We start from the raw sequence: 14,539 nt of genomic DNA, 5'->3' as shown, positions 1-14,539 counted from the left end.
CGAGGCTCGAATTTTTCATAAGTCTGATTTATGAAACGCGCCCAATGCCATAGATTTGAATTCTTCCAGGAGAGAGAATTGGCCCTGTCCAACCCCGGCTTTGAACTCCGGCATTTGAGGTATCTTGTCACCCTCGTCGAGGAGCGGAACTTCGAGCGCGCTGCGGCCCGTCTCGGCATCGCCCAGCCAGGCCTCAGCCAGYAGATCAGGAGCCTTGAAAAGATCGTCGGAACGCCGCTGCTCGACCGGACCCGCCGGGGCGTGCAACTCACTCATTCCGGCGAGATCCTGTTCCAGGAGGCGCGCAAGGTACTGGTGCAGACCGAGGCAACCGTGGCGGCCGTCCACCGCGCAGGCCGCGGCGAAAGCGGACGCATCTCGATCGGCTATGTGGCATCGGCCGCCTATTCCGGCGCCGTCGTCGGCTCCATCAGGGAGTTCAAACGCGATTATCCCTATGTCGAGGTCGAGCTGCAGGAAATGGAGCTGCGCCAGCAGCTGCAGCGCATTGCCGACGGCCTGCTCGATTTCGGCTATATCCGCGCGCCGGCGCCGATCCCATCAGGCGTTTTTGTGCAGGTCGTGCTGCGCGAGCCGCTGGTTGCCATGGTCCCCGCAGATCACGAATTCTCAGAGCGCGCCATCGATACGCTCTCACGGCTGGCCGACAATACCTTCATCACGCCACGCCAACCGCCGGAAGTCGGCTTTTACCGCAACACACTGCAGGCCTGCCGGGAKGCGGGCTTCGAACCGTCCGTCAAAGCCATCGCACACGACTTCACGGAAATCGCCGCTCTCGTCGGCATAGGCACCGGCATCGCGCTCGTGCCGCAATCCATGAGCCGCGTGGAACTCCCCGATATCCACTACCGGCCGCTTCCGAGTGTCACGGTGACGTCGGACGTGGCGATCGCCTACCGCAAGGGAGAAGGCGCTCCGGCAGTCAAAGCCTTTATCGCCCGCCATCGTGGGCAGCTCCTGTCTCTTGCCAACTGATCGTTGGAATACGGTCATAGAGGCTTCGGATCCGACGGCACTGATCGTCCATCAACCCGTCTTTGGCTAATGACGAGATACCCCAGCGCACAGACGAAGATGAACAGGAGCACCCATAGCTCCGTGACATATGTGATCCAATATTCCCCGAGCCTGAGGCTCAGAACGCGGTCCATCAGAAACATCAGGTCCATGGAGGACACCGCCGGCAAGCCCACGATCCCGGCTAACGGTGCGACCATCGGGATGCAGACAACCGCGGAGATCATCGCCGAGACAAATGCGCTGATGCCGGCAAATTGCCAGGAGATCGTGAGCGCGCCGGCGCGGTTTTCATCCTCTCCTTTCCAGAAGGAAAGGAAGATGACGAAGGCGAAGAAGAAGAGCAGCGTTACGGGAAATCCAAAGGAAAATATGCCGAGCGAAAAACCGACAGCCCAGAAATTGAACCCGGCAAGAAGAACATCACGCGCTGCGAGCAGCCACAGCACACCGGCAAGCGTCCACAAGACGCCCAGGCCCGCACGCGCGCATCGCCTCGCAATGAACGTCAGCATCGCCATGGCGTAGACCAATACCAGGATGATGCGGCCAAATAGGGCGAACACCAGAGCGACGGCGCCGCAAGTGTCGGCCGCGCAGGCGATCGTCTTCATGGCAGCAAGGAGGAGAAGTGGAAAACCGACGATGATGGCAATCCACAGGGCGGTGAACACGCTGCTATATATCGCGAAGCTTTTGCGGGTCATGGTCTCTCCATCGTCCGGAGGAACTTGCCAGACGGCGCTTAAGGACGCGAGACGCCAATCGACAAAATGCGGCTCGGTCGTGCTGCCATATCAACGACAGGTCAATCGGCTGCAGGGCGGTGACTTCCGATGTGGCGGCCGCCTACCGAAAGGGCGGAGGTCCACCTGCCGATAAGGCAGAAGAGAAGAATTGGCCGCGGCCAACTCCGTTTCGATCGGCTCCATGACAATTGCACGACACAATTGGAACAAGGGTGGAAACGCTTGTAACCCGCCTGACATTGGGGCGCTCTAAAGAGGCGGCATCAGCATTGCCTGCCGCCGCAAACCTGCCGCGGGCCTTATTGGAGACCGCCGGCATGAAAATCGTCCAGATCACCGACACGCATTTCAGCCCGTCGATACCGCATTTCAACGGCAACTGGCAGCCGCTTGCGGACTGGATCAATCGCAGCGGTGCCGATCTCGTCGTCCATACCGGCGATCTCGCCGTCGATGGCGCCGACAAGGACGAAGATCTCACCTTCTGCATGGAGCTGATGCGGCAGGTGAACATCCCGATGCTGATCGTTCCCGGCAATCACGATGTCGGCCATCTGCCAGGCTCGCTCCAACCGGTCGATGAGACAAGGCTCAACCGCTGGCGCAGCCTCGTTGGCCCCGATTACTGGCTCGAGGATGCCGGCAACTGGCGGCTGATCGGCCTCGACAGTCTGCTGATGGGCATGGAGGATGAGGAGCAGGAAGCGCAGTTTGCATGGCTGGAAAAGGCGCTTGCCGAGCGCGCCGGCCGGCGGATCGCGATGTTTGCCCATAAGCCGCTTTTCGTCGATGCGTCAGATGAAGGCGACACCGGCTATTGGAGCATCCGCCCGGCCCAGCGCCGCCGACTTTACGACCTGATGTCGGCCCATGATGTCGCGCTTTATGCCAGCGGTCACCTCCACTGGGCCTGGAAGGGCGCCTTCAAGGATACTTCGCTCGTCTGGGGACCATCCGCCGCCTTCATCATCGGCACGATGGAGCGAGAGATGCCAGGCGAGAAGCTTGTTGGAGCCGTGCTTCACGATCTCGGTGATGACGTCTCGAGCGAGATCGTCGCCATACCGGGCATGGTGGCGCATGTGCTCGACGATGTGGTCGCCGAAGTCTATCCGCACGAGGCCCACAAAGTGCAGAAGGAGCCGGCGCAATGAGCGCGCTGACGCTTTCGGCCATTTCCAAATCCTATGGCGACAGCGCCATCCTCAAGAATATCAGCCTCGACGTTCAGCCGGGCGAATTCATCGCGCTGGTCGGCCCTTCGGGCTGCGGCAAGAGTACGCTCCTGCGTATTCTTGCTGGCCTCGATCATGCCGATAGTGGCGAGATCGTCATCGGCGGGCGGGAAATGTCTGATGTGGCGCCAGCCGACCGTAATATCGCGATGGTCTTCCAGTCCTACGCGCTCTATCCGCATCTGTCGGCCGGCCAGAATATTGCCGTGCCGTTGGCTATGCGCCGGCTGAGCCGTGTTCAGCGCCTTCCCTTCCTCGGTCCGGTCATGCCCGGCTACCGCGCTATCAGCATGAGTATTTCTCGCGACGTGCAGGAGACGGCCAAAGCTTTGAAGATCGACCATCTCCTGGAGCGCAAGCCCGGCCAGATGTCGGGCGGCCAGCGGCAGCGCGTGGCGCTTGCCCGCGCCATGGTGCGCCATCCGAGCGTCTTTCTGATGGACGAACCGCTGTCGAACCTCGACGCCAACCTGCGTGTTCATGCCCGCGGCGAAATCGTCGAATTGCATCGGCGCGCCGGTGTGCCGACCGTCTATGTCACCCACGACCAGGCCGAGGCGCTCTCCATGGCAGACCGCGTCGCCGTGATGATCGGCGGCCAACTGCTGCAGCTGGCAGCACCCCAGGTCATCTATGACGACCCCGCCCATATCGAGGTTGCCCGCTTCGTCGGTCAGCCGCGCATCAATCTCTTAACCGCGCGCGCCGATGGCGGAACGATCGCCTTCGGCGATATCAGGCTGGCGCTGGAAGAATCTGATCTTTCCGGCGCAGACGTGACGATCGGCATCCGCCCGGAATTCGTGCGGCTTGCCATGGACGGCCAGACGGCCCTGCCCGCCCGTATCGAGCGCATGGAATTCCTTGGCTCCGAGGTGATCCTGTTCTGCCGGCTGAATGCAATCGGCGAGACCGTGCTTGCCAAGCTTGCACCAGCCGAAGCTGCGGGACTTGCCGCCGGCATGGCCGTCGCGCTGTCTTTTCAGCCCGACAAGGCCATGGTCTTTGACCCCGACGGCCGCCGGCTGCGTGCGGCAGCGCTTCCGGCCGACGCTGCACGGGAGAAGGCGCATGGTTAGCATTGCCACAGGCGAGGTTGGCCGGCCGGCCGCATCGGCTATCCGGCACGAGCGCCGCGAGGCGCAGACCGCCTGGCTGCTGGCGCTGCCGGCGATAATCCTCATTGTCCTCTTCGTGCTGCTGCCGATCGTCGCTGTCGTCGTTCTCGGCTTTACCGATTTCGAGCTCGGCGTCGGCAAGATCCGTTTTGTCGGCTTGGAGAATTACGCCGAGCTTTTCACCGACCGCACCTTCCGCAAGTCGCTGTGGAACACCACGGTCTATACGGCAATCGTCGCGCCCGTCTCGATCCTGCTCGGCCTTGGTGTGGCCATGCTGATCGAAAGCGAGGGCTGGGGGAAGAGCGTCTTTCGCACCGCCTATTTCCTGCCGGTGGTTTCGCTGATCGTCGCCATGGCGACCGTCTGGCAATATCTCTTCCATCCGACCATTGGCCCGCTCAATGCGCTGCTCGGTGCCGCCGGCCTGCCGAAGCCGAACTGGCTCGGGGCCTCATCGACCGCCCTCTACAGCCTCTCCATCATCGGTGTGTGGCAGACGGTCGGCTTCAACATGGTGCTGTTCCTTGCCGGGCTGACGGCGATCCCGCGCGAGCTTTATGCCGCAGCCGAGATCGACGGCGCCAAATCCTCGCTGGACCGCTTCTTCCTMGTCACCTGGCCGATGCTCGGGCCGACGGCGCTTTTCGTCACCACGATAAGCGTCATCAATGCAGTCAAGACCTTCGAGACGGTGAAGACGCTGACCGATGGCGGACCCAATCATGCTTCCGAAGTCCTGCTCTTCACCATTTACCAGGAGGGCTTCGTCTACATGAAGGTCGGCTATGCCTCGGCCATGACCGTGGTCTTCCTCGCCATCCTCGTCGTCATGATGTTCCTGCAGTACCGCTTCCTCGACCGGCGGGTGCACTATTCATGAAGACGCGCTCCCGTTTCACCCCCGGCCGGCTGATCCGCCTGGCGCTGCTTGTTCTCGGCGCGGTCATTTTCCTCGCGCCCTACATCTTCATGATATCGGCGGCCGGCAAGTCGCAGGACGATATCTTCACGGCAGCACTTTCGCTGATCCCGACGCATTTCTTTTACCTGCAGAATTTTACCAAGGCGCTCGACAAGGTGGCGATGGGCACGCTCTTGTGGAACGGCGCGGTGGTCTGCGCGCTGATCTTTTTCTTCCAGGTGCTGGTCGCCATCCCCTGCGCCTATGCGATGGCGAAGCTGAAGTTCCGCGCCGCCCGCCTGATGATGGTGCTCGTACTGCTCGGACTGCTGGTGCCGATCCATGCCACCGCCCTGCCGCTCTATGTCGCCTTCGACCGACTGTCGCTGCTCAGCAGCTACACGGCGCTGGTCGCCCCCTTCACCATCTCGGTCTTTGCGATCTTCCTGTTCCTGCAGTTCTTCCGCGCCATGCCTGACGACCTGATCCATGCCGCCCGTCTCGACGGCATGTCCGAACTCGGCATCGTCTCGCGCGTCGTCGTGCCGAATGCCTGGCCGGCCGTCACGGCCTTCGCGATCTTTTCGGTCGTCGCCCATTGGAACGACCTCTACTGGCCGCTGATCGTCATCTCGAAGCCGGGCTACGCCACTCCGCCGCTCGGCCTGATGAGTTTCCGCGCCGCGGAAGCCGGCGACGACTACGGCGCGCTGATGGCGGCGACCATCATCATCACCATTCCCCTCGTTGCGGCTTTTCTGCTGGCGCAGAAACGCTTCGTCGAGGGCATCACCATGACCGGTCTCAAAGGCTGACCGGTTAAACCCAGGAGAACGAGCGATGAAGCATTTCACCCAGTTCCTCGCAGCAGCGGCTCTGTCCGTGGCGGCGGCACTGCCGGCCCACGCCGAAACGACGCTGACGATCCACTACCCGATGCCGGGTTTCTTCAAGGACGTGATGGACACGATCTCGAAGAAGTTCATGGAAGAAAACCCCGACATCAAGATCCAGTTCGCCGCTCCTTCGGCGACCTATGAAGACGGTATCCAGCTGATCCTGCGCCAGGCCGGCACGTCTGAAATGCCCGACATCACCTTCATCGGCCTGAACCGCCTGCGCATGCTGAACGAGCGCAATGTCGCCGTCGACATGACGCCGCTCGTCCAGAAGGAAGGCAACATGGCCGAGAAGGGCTTCTCGGACACGATCCTGAAGCTCGCCCAGGTCAACGGCAAGCAGGTGGGCCTTGCCTTCGCCACCTCCAACCCGATCATGTATTACAATGCCGATCTCGTGAAGGCAGCCGGCGGCAATCCGGACACCCCGCCGAAGACCTGGGACGAGGTCATCGCGCTTGCCAGCAAGATCAAGGCGCTCGGCAACGGCGTCGACGGCATGGATTTCCGCTGGCAGGGCGACGACTGGATGTTCTCCGCCCTGCTCTTCGGTGCCGGCGGCAAGATGCTGAGCGACGACGAGCAGAAGGTCGCCTTCAACGGTCCCGAGGGACAGAAGGCCGTCGAACTCATCAGCCGCTTCGTCAAGGAAGGCGGCATGCCTGTTTTCACCAAGGCAGCAGGCGAACAGGCATTCGCCGCCGGCAAGGTCGGCTTTGAATTCCAGACGACGGGCGCGCTCGTCAACACGATCAAGAACGTCGGCGCCAAGTTCGATCTGCGCACCGCCCAGATCCCGCTTCTCGACCCGGAAAAGGGCCATCTGCCGACCGGTGGCAACGCCGTCGTCATCCTCGCCAAGGATGCCGCCAAGCAGGACGCCGCCTGGAAGTTTGCCAAGTTCGCGGCCGGCCCCTATGGCGCCTCGGTCGTCGTGCCCGGCACCGGCTATGTGCCGAACAACGAGCTTGCCGCCAAGTCCGCCGAATATCTCGGTGATTTCTACAAGAAGAACCCGCTCTTCCAGGCTGGCCTCAGCCAGATGCCGCGCATGATCCCGTGGTATGCTTTCCCAGGCACCAATGGCGTCAAGGTTACCCAGACGATCGTCGACAACCTGTCGCGCATCGTCGACGGCTCGGCCGAGCCGAAGGAAGCGCTCGACGACGCAGCCTCCGACGTCGAAGGCATGCTGCCGCGCAGCTAAGCTTCTYGTTATCACGCAGTTCCGGACGCAAGATCCGCTTCACACTTGCCGGAATTGCATTAAGCCGCTCTTGGCTTCGATCCCGAACCGCCGCATCCCATCGGTGCGGCGGTTTCGTCTTTCTGGAGGTTTCGAACAGTGCCGCCGGCACGCAAGGCATGCGATAGTTCCAGATGCCGCAGCGGCGCGTCGTTTTCGACGATATCGAGCAGCAGCGATGCCGCCGTCGCCCCCATGCTGAGATCGGGCATTTCGATCGAGGTCAGCGTCGGATTTATGAGCTTGCCGATGGCGATGCCGTCGAAGCCGGCAACGGAGACATCGTCGGGAACACGCAGGCCCTCGCGATGGATGGCTCCGACGACGCCGAGCGCGATGAGATCGTTCGAGCCGATGATGGCGGTCGGTGCAAATGTCCGCAACGCCTGGCCGAGATCCATCTGGTCGTAGCCGCTGACGAAGGACACCTCTACGGCGTCGAGTGGCGCGACGCCCGCCGCCGCCATGGTCCTCAGATAGCCCTGATAACGCAACAGCGCGCGGTCCGAAGCCTTGAAGCTGCCGGAGACGTAGAGAATGCGACGATGTCCCATGGAGAGCAGGTGTTCGGTCAGCCTGCAGCCTGCCGCATAATTGTTGACGGTGACGGCGGCAGGATATCGGGCGGTCGGCGGATTGCCGAGCAGCACGGTCGGCGGCAGGTCCTGGGCGAGCGCCGGGCTGGTGCCGGCATCGCAGACGGTGAGGATGAGCCCGGTCGGCCGCTCGCCGAGAAGCCCGGCGACGGCATCGGCCTCCTGATCGGGATCGTAATTCGACTGGGCGATGAGAACGCTGTGGCCGGCGACCAGCATGCGGTTCTGGATGCCGGACAGCGACGAGGCGAAAACCGGATTGGTGACGCTCGGCACCAGCACGCCGATAACAGGCCGGCGGCCGCTGCGGGCCGACGGTGCGGCCGCACGATAGCCGACTTCGGCCGCAGCGCGGCGCACGCGAAGTGCTGCCGCCCGGCTGACCGGGCCACTGAGGTTCAGCACCCGGCTCGCCGTCGCCATGGAACACCCGGCCCTCAGCGCAACCTGTTTCAACGTCGTCATCGGCTTCCCCCGTGCGTTTCCGTCGAACTTCGCCGGCTATTACAGGCAGCATGTCATAAAAAGATGACGGTCCGGGACGGGCCCTAGCTTCAGCCGCGCTTGGGATGGCGGCCGAGTATCTGGCGCACGCCGTCCTTGGTGAAAGGCTGCGCCAATTGCCTGACGAAGCCGGGAGCGATCTGACCCTTGATGCCGATATCCGTCGAGGACGGCCGGTCGGGATTGAAATAGGTGCCGAACAGCTGGTCGAACAGCACGACATTCTCGCCGTAATTCGTATTGCCCTCGCGAAGATCCTTCGAATGGTGCCAGCGGTGAAGTCTGGGCGTCGAGAAGACGAGGTCGAAAGGGCCTGTTCGCATGTCGACGTTGCAATGGGTCAGGATGCCGATGAAGGCGGTGACGGCGCCGAGCCACCAGAAGACCTGCAGCGGTGCGCCGAGAAGGTAGAGCGGGATCTGGCTCAGCGCGATCTTGAACAGCGAATCGACGACATGGAAGCGCCCGGTATTGACGACCCAGAGACGGGTGACGCTGTGGTGCAGGGCGTGGAAGCGCCAGAAAAACAGCCGCTCATGGGCGATGCGATGAGCCCAGTAGAGGCCGAACTCGGCGATGACGACGGCGAGGCCCGCCTGGAAGAACATCGGCCAGGATGACGGCCAGAGACTGAACTGCATGGCGGCAAGTGGTTGCAGCAGGGCCGCGGCAAGCATCGGAAAGATGACTCCGGCGAGCGCCGCCAGTTCGACGAGCCCCTTGGTCAACACCGTGTGGGCAATATCGTTGGCCGTTTCACCATCAGGCTGCAGCCAGCCTTCTTCATAGGGAATGATACGTTCGAGCAGGAAGAGGAGCAGGACCGCACCTGCGTAAGTGGCTGCAAATGCGACCATCGGATGCCCACTCGCAAAGCCAAAATAGGCGCCCGTCAGGCCGGAGAAAAACACCAGTGGCCAGGCCAGGTAGGCAAGCATGTATCTTGCGGCTGCGGCTGCTTTCGGCATCAATGTCATGTTCCCTCAAGAGCTCGCCGCGTTTCGAGCCCGTCGCCCAATCTTGCCCKGATCGCCCTCGGCCCGGTGTTCCCGTCAGTCATGCCATCGATCACGACGATCGGCAATCGCTTGCGCCCATCACCTGGTGGAACGATGGGGCCAACTTGTGGATGGAGGATTGCATGGGCATTGCGGGGGCCGGTGATTTTGACGAGTGGCGCGACAGTCCCTGTAACCGGCTTGGTGCCGGCCGCTGTGAAATTCAACACGGCACTGCTTTTGTCGCGCGGCGACCTGCTGGTCGTCCTTGAACGGCACCCCTCCCCAGATATTCGTGTCTTGAGACTGTTGCTGTTCTTTGCCAGATTGCTGCAGTGGCTTTGGGGCTGCTTCAATAAAATCAAAGGGATTGGCGCATGAAACGCGATATTGAAATCACGACGGCCGACGGCGTTGCCAAGGCGTCACTTTTCCGCCCCGAAGGCAGTGAGGGCAAGGTCCTTCCCGGTATTCTCTACTATATGGATGCGCTCGGGCCGCGCGAGGCAACCGATATCATGGGCGAGCGTCTCGCCAATGCCAGTTACGTCGTGCTGATACCCGATCTCTTCTACCGTTTCGGCTCGTACGGCCCCTTCGACGGCTCCTCCTTCGGCAACGAGACCTCGCGTGCCGAGATCATGAAGATGATCCGCGAGACGACGCAGGAGATGACGAAGCGCGACAGCGCAGCCTTCCTCGACGCGCTCGAAGCCGAGGGCGTTTCCGGTCCGGTCGGCGCCGTCGGTTATTGCATGGGCGGCGGTCGCGCCCTGACGGCAGCGGCCGTTTATGCCGACAGGATCGCGGCGGCCGCAAGCTTCCATGGCGGCAATCTGGCGAGCGAGGCGCCCGACAGTCCGCATCGCCTCGCCGGCGACATCAAGGCGCGCATCTATGTCGGCGTCGCTGGCGTCGATGGCAGTTTCCCGCCCGAGCAGTCCGCTCGCCTTGCCGAGGCGCTCCGCACCGGTGGCGTCGACCACATCATCGAGAATTATATCGGCATGTCGCATGGCTGGACGGTTCCCGACCGCGGCGAGATCTACAGCGAAAAGGGTTCTGAGCGGCACTGGAAGCGCTTGCTCGAACTTTTTGCAGAAACGCTTGGCTGAGATCAGAAAATGCGATCCCGTCTGGCCTCGGGCGGGGTCTGCGATCACTGCGACCTGCTCTAGGCTATCCGGACGGCGCTGACGCAATGGCGCGATCGTGCCGGCCATTTGCGGGTGCCCGACAGCAGTGCGCGCCGTTGTGCTGAAGCTGGCTGCGACATTAACCCATTGGGCTTGATAGCGAATTGTCTCGCCGGACGGCGACAATACACTTGGCCATCAGTTTGCCACGATGTGCCCTACCCTCGCAGGCGTATGCCCCCAACGAGAATTGGATTGATGATCAACTTCACGAAATCTGCCATCGGCATTCTGCTTGCCCTTGGCACTGTAGTCTCCACGTCGAGCATCGCGTCTGCGCAGTATTACGAAGGTTACGACAGGGGACCGCCGCCCCGTTTTGAACCTGACAGGGATTGGGGCCGGCCTCCGCCGCCGCCGCCTGGCTGGGGTCGTCCGCAGCGCGGTGGCTGCGATCCCMGATGGGCAGCGGACAAGGCGCGCGATTTTGGCTTCCGTCGCGCTCGCGTCGTGGACGTCACGCCGCGGCGTGTGATTGTTCAGGGCTGGACGCGGCGAGGTCCCGACGAGATCAGCTTTGCCAACGTCCGCGGCTGCCCGGCGCTCCGATAACGGCTGCCGGCCGACATGAACGCCCTCGGTCGGGAAACCGAACCGAGGGCTTACGGACGAATTGACGTGCGAGCATTTCCATCTCTTTTCGCTCACCCGCGAAAGGACAGGCCTCCCCACTTCGATGGCCGCGGGTCACGCCCGCGAGAGGTGGGACCGCTTCAGGCGGGCTGCAGTTCGTAACCGTTCATTGCCACCCCCGGCCACAGCTCGTAGAAAACTTCCTTGTGGTTGACCCCGCCGTGGCGGGGGCTCGAAGGCATGCCGAGCGCATCGGCGGCTGCGATGCTGAGCTCGCCGATTTTGTTGCCGGGTCCGAGATCCGCCACGACGCATTCGACCGACCTGTCGCGCCATGTCACCCTCGCCCTCGAGCCCCGGACGACAGGCGTGACGCGTTGGACGATGAGGGGCGGCACGACGATATAGGGCACTGTCTGCGCATCGACGTAAGCGGCGGGATCGCCGGCAGGCCGATCGCGGTGGCGATACCAGGTCCGGGATGCGATGATGCCACCCGGAAAGATCTTCGGCTCGTTATCGGTATTCAGAATAACGACACTGCGCGCCCAGTCGTAAGCGCAGATGACTTTTTCGTGGGCGTTGATCCTCATGCCGCCATTGGCCAACGCTTCGCTCCCGCTGTCGTCTTCCTTGTAGGCTGGCGCTGCGCCATGCTGGCCATTGGCGCCATCGGCATCGATGGCGGCATCGGCGGTAAAATGGACGCGGCCGTCGGCATCTTGATGGATTTCGCAGCCTTCGATAATTCCTATTATTGGCATGATCCTCCTCCTATTTGCCGGTCATCGGCCCTGCGACGATGTGGACTGCGCTGATCAGCCTTCGTGTACCAGGATGCACCAGCCGATCACGCTATTCCTGTTGTTGGCAAAGATCCGCGCATCGGTCTCCTGTATCGCGTCTCCGGAATTGTCGTTGCTCACCGAGCAATGGACGATCTTGTCGATACCCGCGATGCCGCTGCGGTTGTTCACCTCGGTAACGACAGCCATATGGCCTTCATGATGGCGGCCGTTGCTGTCCTTGTAATCGCCATAGACGACGACGCAGCCCGGCAAGGGTTTATCCAGCGGCGCGAAGATCCCTGTCGAGGCAAGGACGTCTTTCGAAACCGCTGTCGTCTCGATCCATCCGCCGTTCTCCTCGACATAGAAGGCCTCTCGCGTCTTTCGCGACATGCCGAGACACAGGCCACGAACCCGGAACAGTCACATTTCCCGTTCGCTGCCGGTGACGGCTTGCCGGGGTTCATTCCCCCGGCACCCAGCCCGTAGCGCGTTCCTTTGTTGGTTGCGACCAATGCCCTGTTTACAACTGCGCTGGCTCTCATCATGTCCTCCTGAAGTTTTCGGCGATCCATGAAATGAACTCCGTCATCGCAGGCTCCTCGAAGTCATGACTGTGACCGGGAGAAGGCATAGCGAGGCGCGAAAACGGGATGCCCTGATATGAGCTTAAACCATCCTAGTTGCAATCAGCAGTTATAGGTAATCCTGGGATACTAGTGTTCATTCAATGGTTGAGCCTGCAGATCATAGGGATGCCTTTTATTGCTGAGTGCCGGTTCATCCGCGGCGATGGCCGCGGGTCATGCCTCAAGCGCGGGGCCCCCGCTCCGGGCAACCGCCATCAGCACATCGTCTCCGCCGCCGTGACGGGCAAGCAGCGACATGCCTTTCTGCGGCGTGGCAAAAAAAGACCGCAGCAGCCTTGCAGCCGAAAGTGCCGGCAAGTTCGCCTTCGCTGACGGCCCGTTCGAACTTTTTCCTGAGCTGGCTAATATTCTCGGCGCGGCGCGGCCTGATATCTTCGCCGACTGCTTCGACTTCGCTGGCAGCCGGGTTTGCGCCAAGCACGATCATGCAGCCGGCAGGCACATCCGGGCGACTATAGTCGCGGGCGGTATTGACGAGGGAACCTTCGATCGCCGCGGCAATCGTTTCCCCCTCGTCGAGCGCATTCCAGATCTCGGTGTTGACAGTCGCCTGATAGAGAGATCAAGCTCTTCGATAAAGAGCGCCTCCTTGGAGCCGAAGGCGGCATAGAGGCTCGGAGGCGCAAGCCCATCGTCCGGGTCAGGCATGAACCCGCTGGGAGGCCGCCTGCCGAGGAGCGGAAGGGCTGATGTCCAATCCGGCAGGCTTTGCCGATTCCGGCGAGATTGCCGACATCGTCGCGTATCTCGCCTCGCCGGCCGCCCGCTCGGTCACCGGTGCGGCCTGGACGGTCGACAATGGGGCGTATGCCTAAAGGGGCTGAATAAGGAGAAGAAGCCCGGCGAAAACCGGGTTTTATCACGCTGCCGTATTAGCCTCGGCAGCGCTCAGCGCGAGATCGGTTACCTCGCCGGTCGAGGCATAGCCGGAGACGAGTTCGGCAAGCATCAGGCGGGCGGCCGGTATGTCGTTGCGGTCGAGCKCGGCATTGAGAACCTTCAGGCGTTTGGAAAGCTCCGGCCAGAAAAGGAAATCCTCGCGCGCTTTCATGATGCGCGGATGCTGTGTCGTCTCGGGATTGTAGCCGATCAGCAATTCCTCGTAGAGCTTTTCGCCGGGCCTGAGACCCGTGACCGAAAGCTCGATATCGCCTTCTGGATTGTCTTCACTGAGGACCGTCAGGCCCGAGAGATCGATCATCCGGCGGGCGAGATCGGCAATGCGCACCGGTTCGCCCATGTCGAGCAGGAAGACGTCGCCGCCATCAGCCATGGCGCCMGCCTGGATGACGAGCTGAGACGCCTCCGAGATCGTCATGAAGTAGCGGGTGATGTCCGGATGCGTCAGCGTCACCGGGCCGCCATCCCTGATCTGCTGGCGAAACAGCGGCACGACCGAACCGGAGGATCCGAGCACATTGCCGAAGCGGACCATGGAGAAATTGGTGCGCGCGCGGCCGGTCGGCTGCTCGGCTGACAATGCCTGCAGCAGCATTTCGGCAAGCCGCTTGCTCGCGCCCATCACATTGGTCGGGCGGACCGCCTTGTCGGTGCTGATCAACACGAAGTTCGAGACGCCGTATTTTTCGGCCGCCTGTGCGGTAATCAGCGTGCCCATGACATTGTTCTTGATGCCTTCGACGGCATTCTGCTCGACGAGCGGCACATGTTTGTAGGCGGCGGCATGATAGAGCGCCTGCGGCCGCCAGCTCATGATGATATGTTCCATGCGGTCACGGTCACGCACCGAACAGAGGATCGGTACGATCTGCACCTTCTGCTGTTCGTAAAGTTCCGAAAGCTTCTGCAACTCGCCGTGGATCGCATAAAGGGCGTATTCGTTCTGCTCGACCAGGATGAGATGCGTCGGCCCGCTGCGCAGGATCTGGCGGCAGAGCTCGCTGCCGATCGAGCCGCCGGCGCCCGTCACCATCACCACCTTGCCGAGGGAGGCCTTATCGAGAAGCTCCTGGCGCGGCGTGACGGCCTCGCGGCCGAGCAGATCCTCGATTGACGGCCTCGCGGCCGAGCAGATCCTCGAT

Annotated in this window: 17 protein-coding genes; 11 read left to right on the top strand and 6 right to left on the bottom strand. The window is 62.0% G+C overall.

Features of this window, described 5'->3' with window-relative positions; all coding sequences use genetic code 11:
* Positions 1 to 78: 78 nt before the first annotated feature.
* Positions 79 to 999, top strand: a complete 921-nt coding sequence (locus tag AC1DNW_RS21805) for a LysR substrate-binding domain-containing protein (RefSeq protein ID WP_477854318.1) — start codon at positions 79 to 81, stop codon at positions 997 to 999.
* Positions 1,000 to 1,013: 14 nt separating this feature from the next.
* Here the strand turns inward: AC1DNW_RS21805 and AC1DNW_RS21800 are convergent, their stop codons facing one another.
* On the bottom strand, positions 1,014 to 1,748 hold the full coding sequence (locus AC1DNW_RS21800; RefSeq protein ID WP_477854317.1) for a hypothetical protein: 735 nt from the start codon (positions 1,746 to 1,748) through the stop codon (positions 1,014 to 1,016).
* Between the two features lie 359 nt (positions 1,749 to 2,107).
* Here AC1DNW_RS21800 and AC1DNW_RS21795 point away from each other — a divergent pair, with 359 nt between their 5' ends.
* Genes AC1DNW_RS21795 through AC1DNW_RS21775 form a run of 5 tightly spaced genes read left to right on the top strand, consistent with a single transcriptional unit; the run spans position 2,108 to position 7,153 of the window.
* Positions 2,108 to 2,944, top strand: a complete 837-nt coding sequence (locus tag AC1DNW_RS21795) for a metallophosphoesterase family protein (protein ID WP_477854316.1) — start codon at positions 2,108 to 2,110, stop codon at positions 2,942 to 2,944.
* Positions 2,941 to 4,104, top strand: coding sequence for an ABC transporter ATP-binding protein (locus tag AC1DNW_RS21790; protein ID WP_477854315.1), 1,164 nt, complete (start codon positions 2,941 to 2,943; stop codon positions 4,102 to 4,104). Before AC1DNW_RS21795 ends, AC1DNW_RS21790 begins: the two co-directional genes overlap by 4 nt.
* Positions 4,097 to 5,026 (top strand): carbohydrate ABC transporter permease, encoded by a 930-nt coding sequence (locus AC1DNW_RS21785; RefSeq protein WP_477854314.1) that lies wholly within the window; start codon positions 4,097 to 4,099, stop codon positions 5,024 to 5,026. Before AC1DNW_RS21790 ends, AC1DNW_RS21785 begins: the two co-directional genes overlap by 8 nt.
* The gene (locus AC1DNW_RS21780; protein ID WP_477854313.1) at positions 5,023 to 5,862 is read left to right on the top strand and encodes a carbohydrate ABC transporter permease; all 840 of its coding nucleotides are present in this window, start codon (positions 5,023 to 5,025) and stop codon (positions 5,860 to 5,862) included. Before AC1DNW_RS21785 ends, AC1DNW_RS21780 begins: the two co-directional genes overlap by 4 nt.
* 25 nt (positions 5,863 to 5,887) lie before the next feature.
* Entirely contained in the window at positions 5,888 to 7,153 is a 1,266-nt protein-coding gene (locus AC1DNW_RS21775; RefSeq protein ID WP_113334836.1) for an ABC transporter substrate-binding protein, read from the top strand.
* A 59-nt stretch (positions 7,154 to 7,212) separates the two neighbouring features.
* On the opposite strand, the gene AC1DNW_RS21770 is transcribed toward AC1DNW_RS21775, so the two are convergent.
* Positions 7,213 to 8,253: a substrate-binding domain-containing protein gene (locus tag AC1DNW_RS21770; RefSeq protein WP_477854312.1), complete on the bottom strand. Its 1,041-nt coding sequence runs from the start codon at positions 8,251 to 8,253 to the stop codon at positions 7,213 to 7,215.
* Between the two features lie 89 nt (positions 8,254 to 8,342).
* Complete coding sequence (olsE, locus tag AC1DNW_RS21765) at positions 8,343 to 9,260, bottom strand: ornithine lipid hydroxylase OlsE (RefSeq protein ID WP_477854311.1); 918 nt, start codon at positions 9,258 to 9,260, stop codon at positions 8,343 to 8,345.
* 90 nt (positions 9,261 to 9,350) lie between these two features.
* Here olsE and AC1DNW_RS21760 point away from each other — a divergent pair, with 90 nt between their 5' ends.
* The 3 genes from AC1DNW_RS21760 to AC1DNW_RS21750 all read left to right on the top strand — a co-directional run bounded on the left by AC1DNW_RS21760 (position 9,351) and on the right by AC1DNW_RS21750 (position 11,038).
* Entirely contained in the window at positions 9,351 to 9,671 is a 321-nt protein-coding gene (locus AC1DNW_RS21760) for a hypothetical protein (protein WP_477854310.1), read from the top strand.
* Complete coding sequence (locus tag AC1DNW_RS21755) at positions 9,668 to 10,405, top strand: dienelactone hydrolase family protein (RefSeq protein WP_477854309.1); 738 nt, start codon at positions 9,668 to 9,670, stop codon at positions 10,403 to 10,405. Before AC1DNW_RS21760 ends, AC1DNW_RS21755 begins: the two co-directional genes overlap by 4 nt.
* A 276-nt stretch (positions 10,406 to 10,681) precedes the next feature.
* Positions 10,682 to 11,038, top strand: a complete 357-nt coding sequence (locus AC1DNW_RS21750) for a hypothetical protein (RefSeq protein ID WP_477834028.1) — start codon at positions 10,682 to 10,684, stop codon at positions 11,036 to 11,038.
* 161 nt (positions 11,039 to 11,199) lie between these two features.
* On the opposite strand, the gene AC1DNW_RS21745 is transcribed toward AC1DNW_RS21750, so the two are convergent.
* Positions 11,200 to 11,823, bottom strand: coding sequence for an RlpA-like double-psi beta-barrel domain-containing protein (locus AC1DNW_RS21745; RefSeq protein WP_113334831.1), 624 nt, complete (start codon positions 11,821 to 11,823; stop codon positions 11,200 to 11,202).
* 54 nt (positions 11,824 to 11,877) lie between these two features.
* Entirely contained in the window at positions 11,878 to 12,240 is a 363-nt protein-coding gene (locus AC1DNW_RS21740; RefSeq protein WP_477854308.1) for a hypothetical protein, read from the bottom strand.
* A gap of 492 nt (positions 12,241 to 12,732) precedes the next feature.
* Between AC1DNW_RS21740 and AC1DNW_RS21735 the strand changes: the two genes are divergently transcribed.
* Complete coding sequence (locus AC1DNW_RS21735; protein ID WP_477854307.1) at positions 12,733 to 13,107, top strand: hypothetical protein; 375 nt, start codon at positions 12,733 to 12,735, stop codon at positions 13,105 to 13,107.
* A gap of 79 nt (positions 13,108 to 13,186) precedes the next feature.
* On the top strand, positions 13,187 to 13,312 hold the full coding sequence (locus tag AC1DNW_RS21730) for a hypothetical protein (RefSeq protein WP_477854306.1): 126 nt from the start codon (positions 13,187 to 13,189) through the stop codon (positions 13,310 to 13,312).
* A gap of 44 nt (positions 13,313 to 13,356) precedes the next feature.
* Here AC1DNW_RS21730 and AC1DNW_RS21725 read toward each other — a convergent pair.
* The coding region (locus AC1DNW_RS21725; protein WP_477854305.1) for a UDP-N-acetylglucosamine 4,6-dehydratase family protein at positions 13,357 to 14,539 on the bottom strand (1,183 nt) is incomplete at its 5' end.

This window comes from Rhizobium sp. 05L429 (assembly GCF_056397645.1).
Note: the sequence above shows the minus strand (reverse complement) of the source record. Positions and strands in the feature narration are given on the sequence as shown.

Bases quoted from the DNA above. Each gene is read 5' to 3' on its own strand.
- AC1DNW_RS21775 (WP_113334836.1), top strand. From the start codon at position 5,888: ATGAAGCATTTCACCCAGTTCCTCGCAGCAGCGGCTCTGTCCGTGGCG.
- AC1DNW_RS21760 (WP_477854310.1), top strand. From the start codon at position 9,351: ATGCCATCGATCACGACGATCGGCAATCGCTTGCGCCCATCACCTGGT.
- AC1DNW_RS21800 (WP_477854317.1), bottom strand. From the start codon at position 1,748: ATGACCCGCAAAAGCTTCGCGATATATAGCAGCGTGTTCACCGCCCTG.
- AC1DNW_RS21790 (WP_477854315.1), top strand. From the start codon at position 2,941: ATGAGCGCGCTGACGCTTTCGGCCATTTCCAAATCCTATGGCGACAGC.
- olsE (WP_477854311.1), bottom strand. From the start codon at position 9,260: ATGCCGAAAGCAGCCGCAGCCGCAAGATACATGCTTGCCTACCTGGCC.
- AC1DNW_RS21755 (WP_477854309.1), top strand. From the start codon at position 9,668: ATGAAACGCGATATTGAAATCACGACGGCCGACGGCGTTGCCAAGGCG.
- AC1DNW_RS21745 (WP_113334831.1), bottom strand. From the start codon at position 11,823: ATGCCAATAATAGGAATTATCGAAGGCTGCGAAATCCATCAAGATGCC.
- AC1DNW_RS21795 (WP_477854316.1), top strand. From the start codon at position 2,108: ATGAAAATCGTCCAGATCACCGACACGCATTTCAGCCCGTCGATACCG.
- AC1DNW_RS21730 (WP_477854306.1), top strand. From the start codon at position 13,187: ATGTCCAATCCGGCAGGCTTTGCCGATTCCGGCGAGATTGCCGACATC.
- AC1DNW_RS21780 (WP_477854313.1), top strand. From the start codon at position 5,023: ATGAAGACGCGCTCCCGTTTCACCCCCGGCCGGCTGATCCGCCTGGCG.
- AC1DNW_RS21740 (WP_477854308.1), bottom strand. From the start codon at position 12,240: ATGTCGCGAAAGACGCGAGAGGCCTTCTATGTCGAGGAGAACGGCGGA.
- AC1DNW_RS21735 (WP_477854307.1), top strand. From the start codon at position 12,733: ATGCCTTTCTGCGGCGTGGCAAAAAAAGACCGCAGCAGCCTTGCAGCC.
- AC1DNW_RS21770 (WP_477854312.1), bottom strand. From the start codon at position 8,253: ATGACGACGTTGAAACAGGTTGCGCTGAGGGCCGGGTGTTCCATGGCG.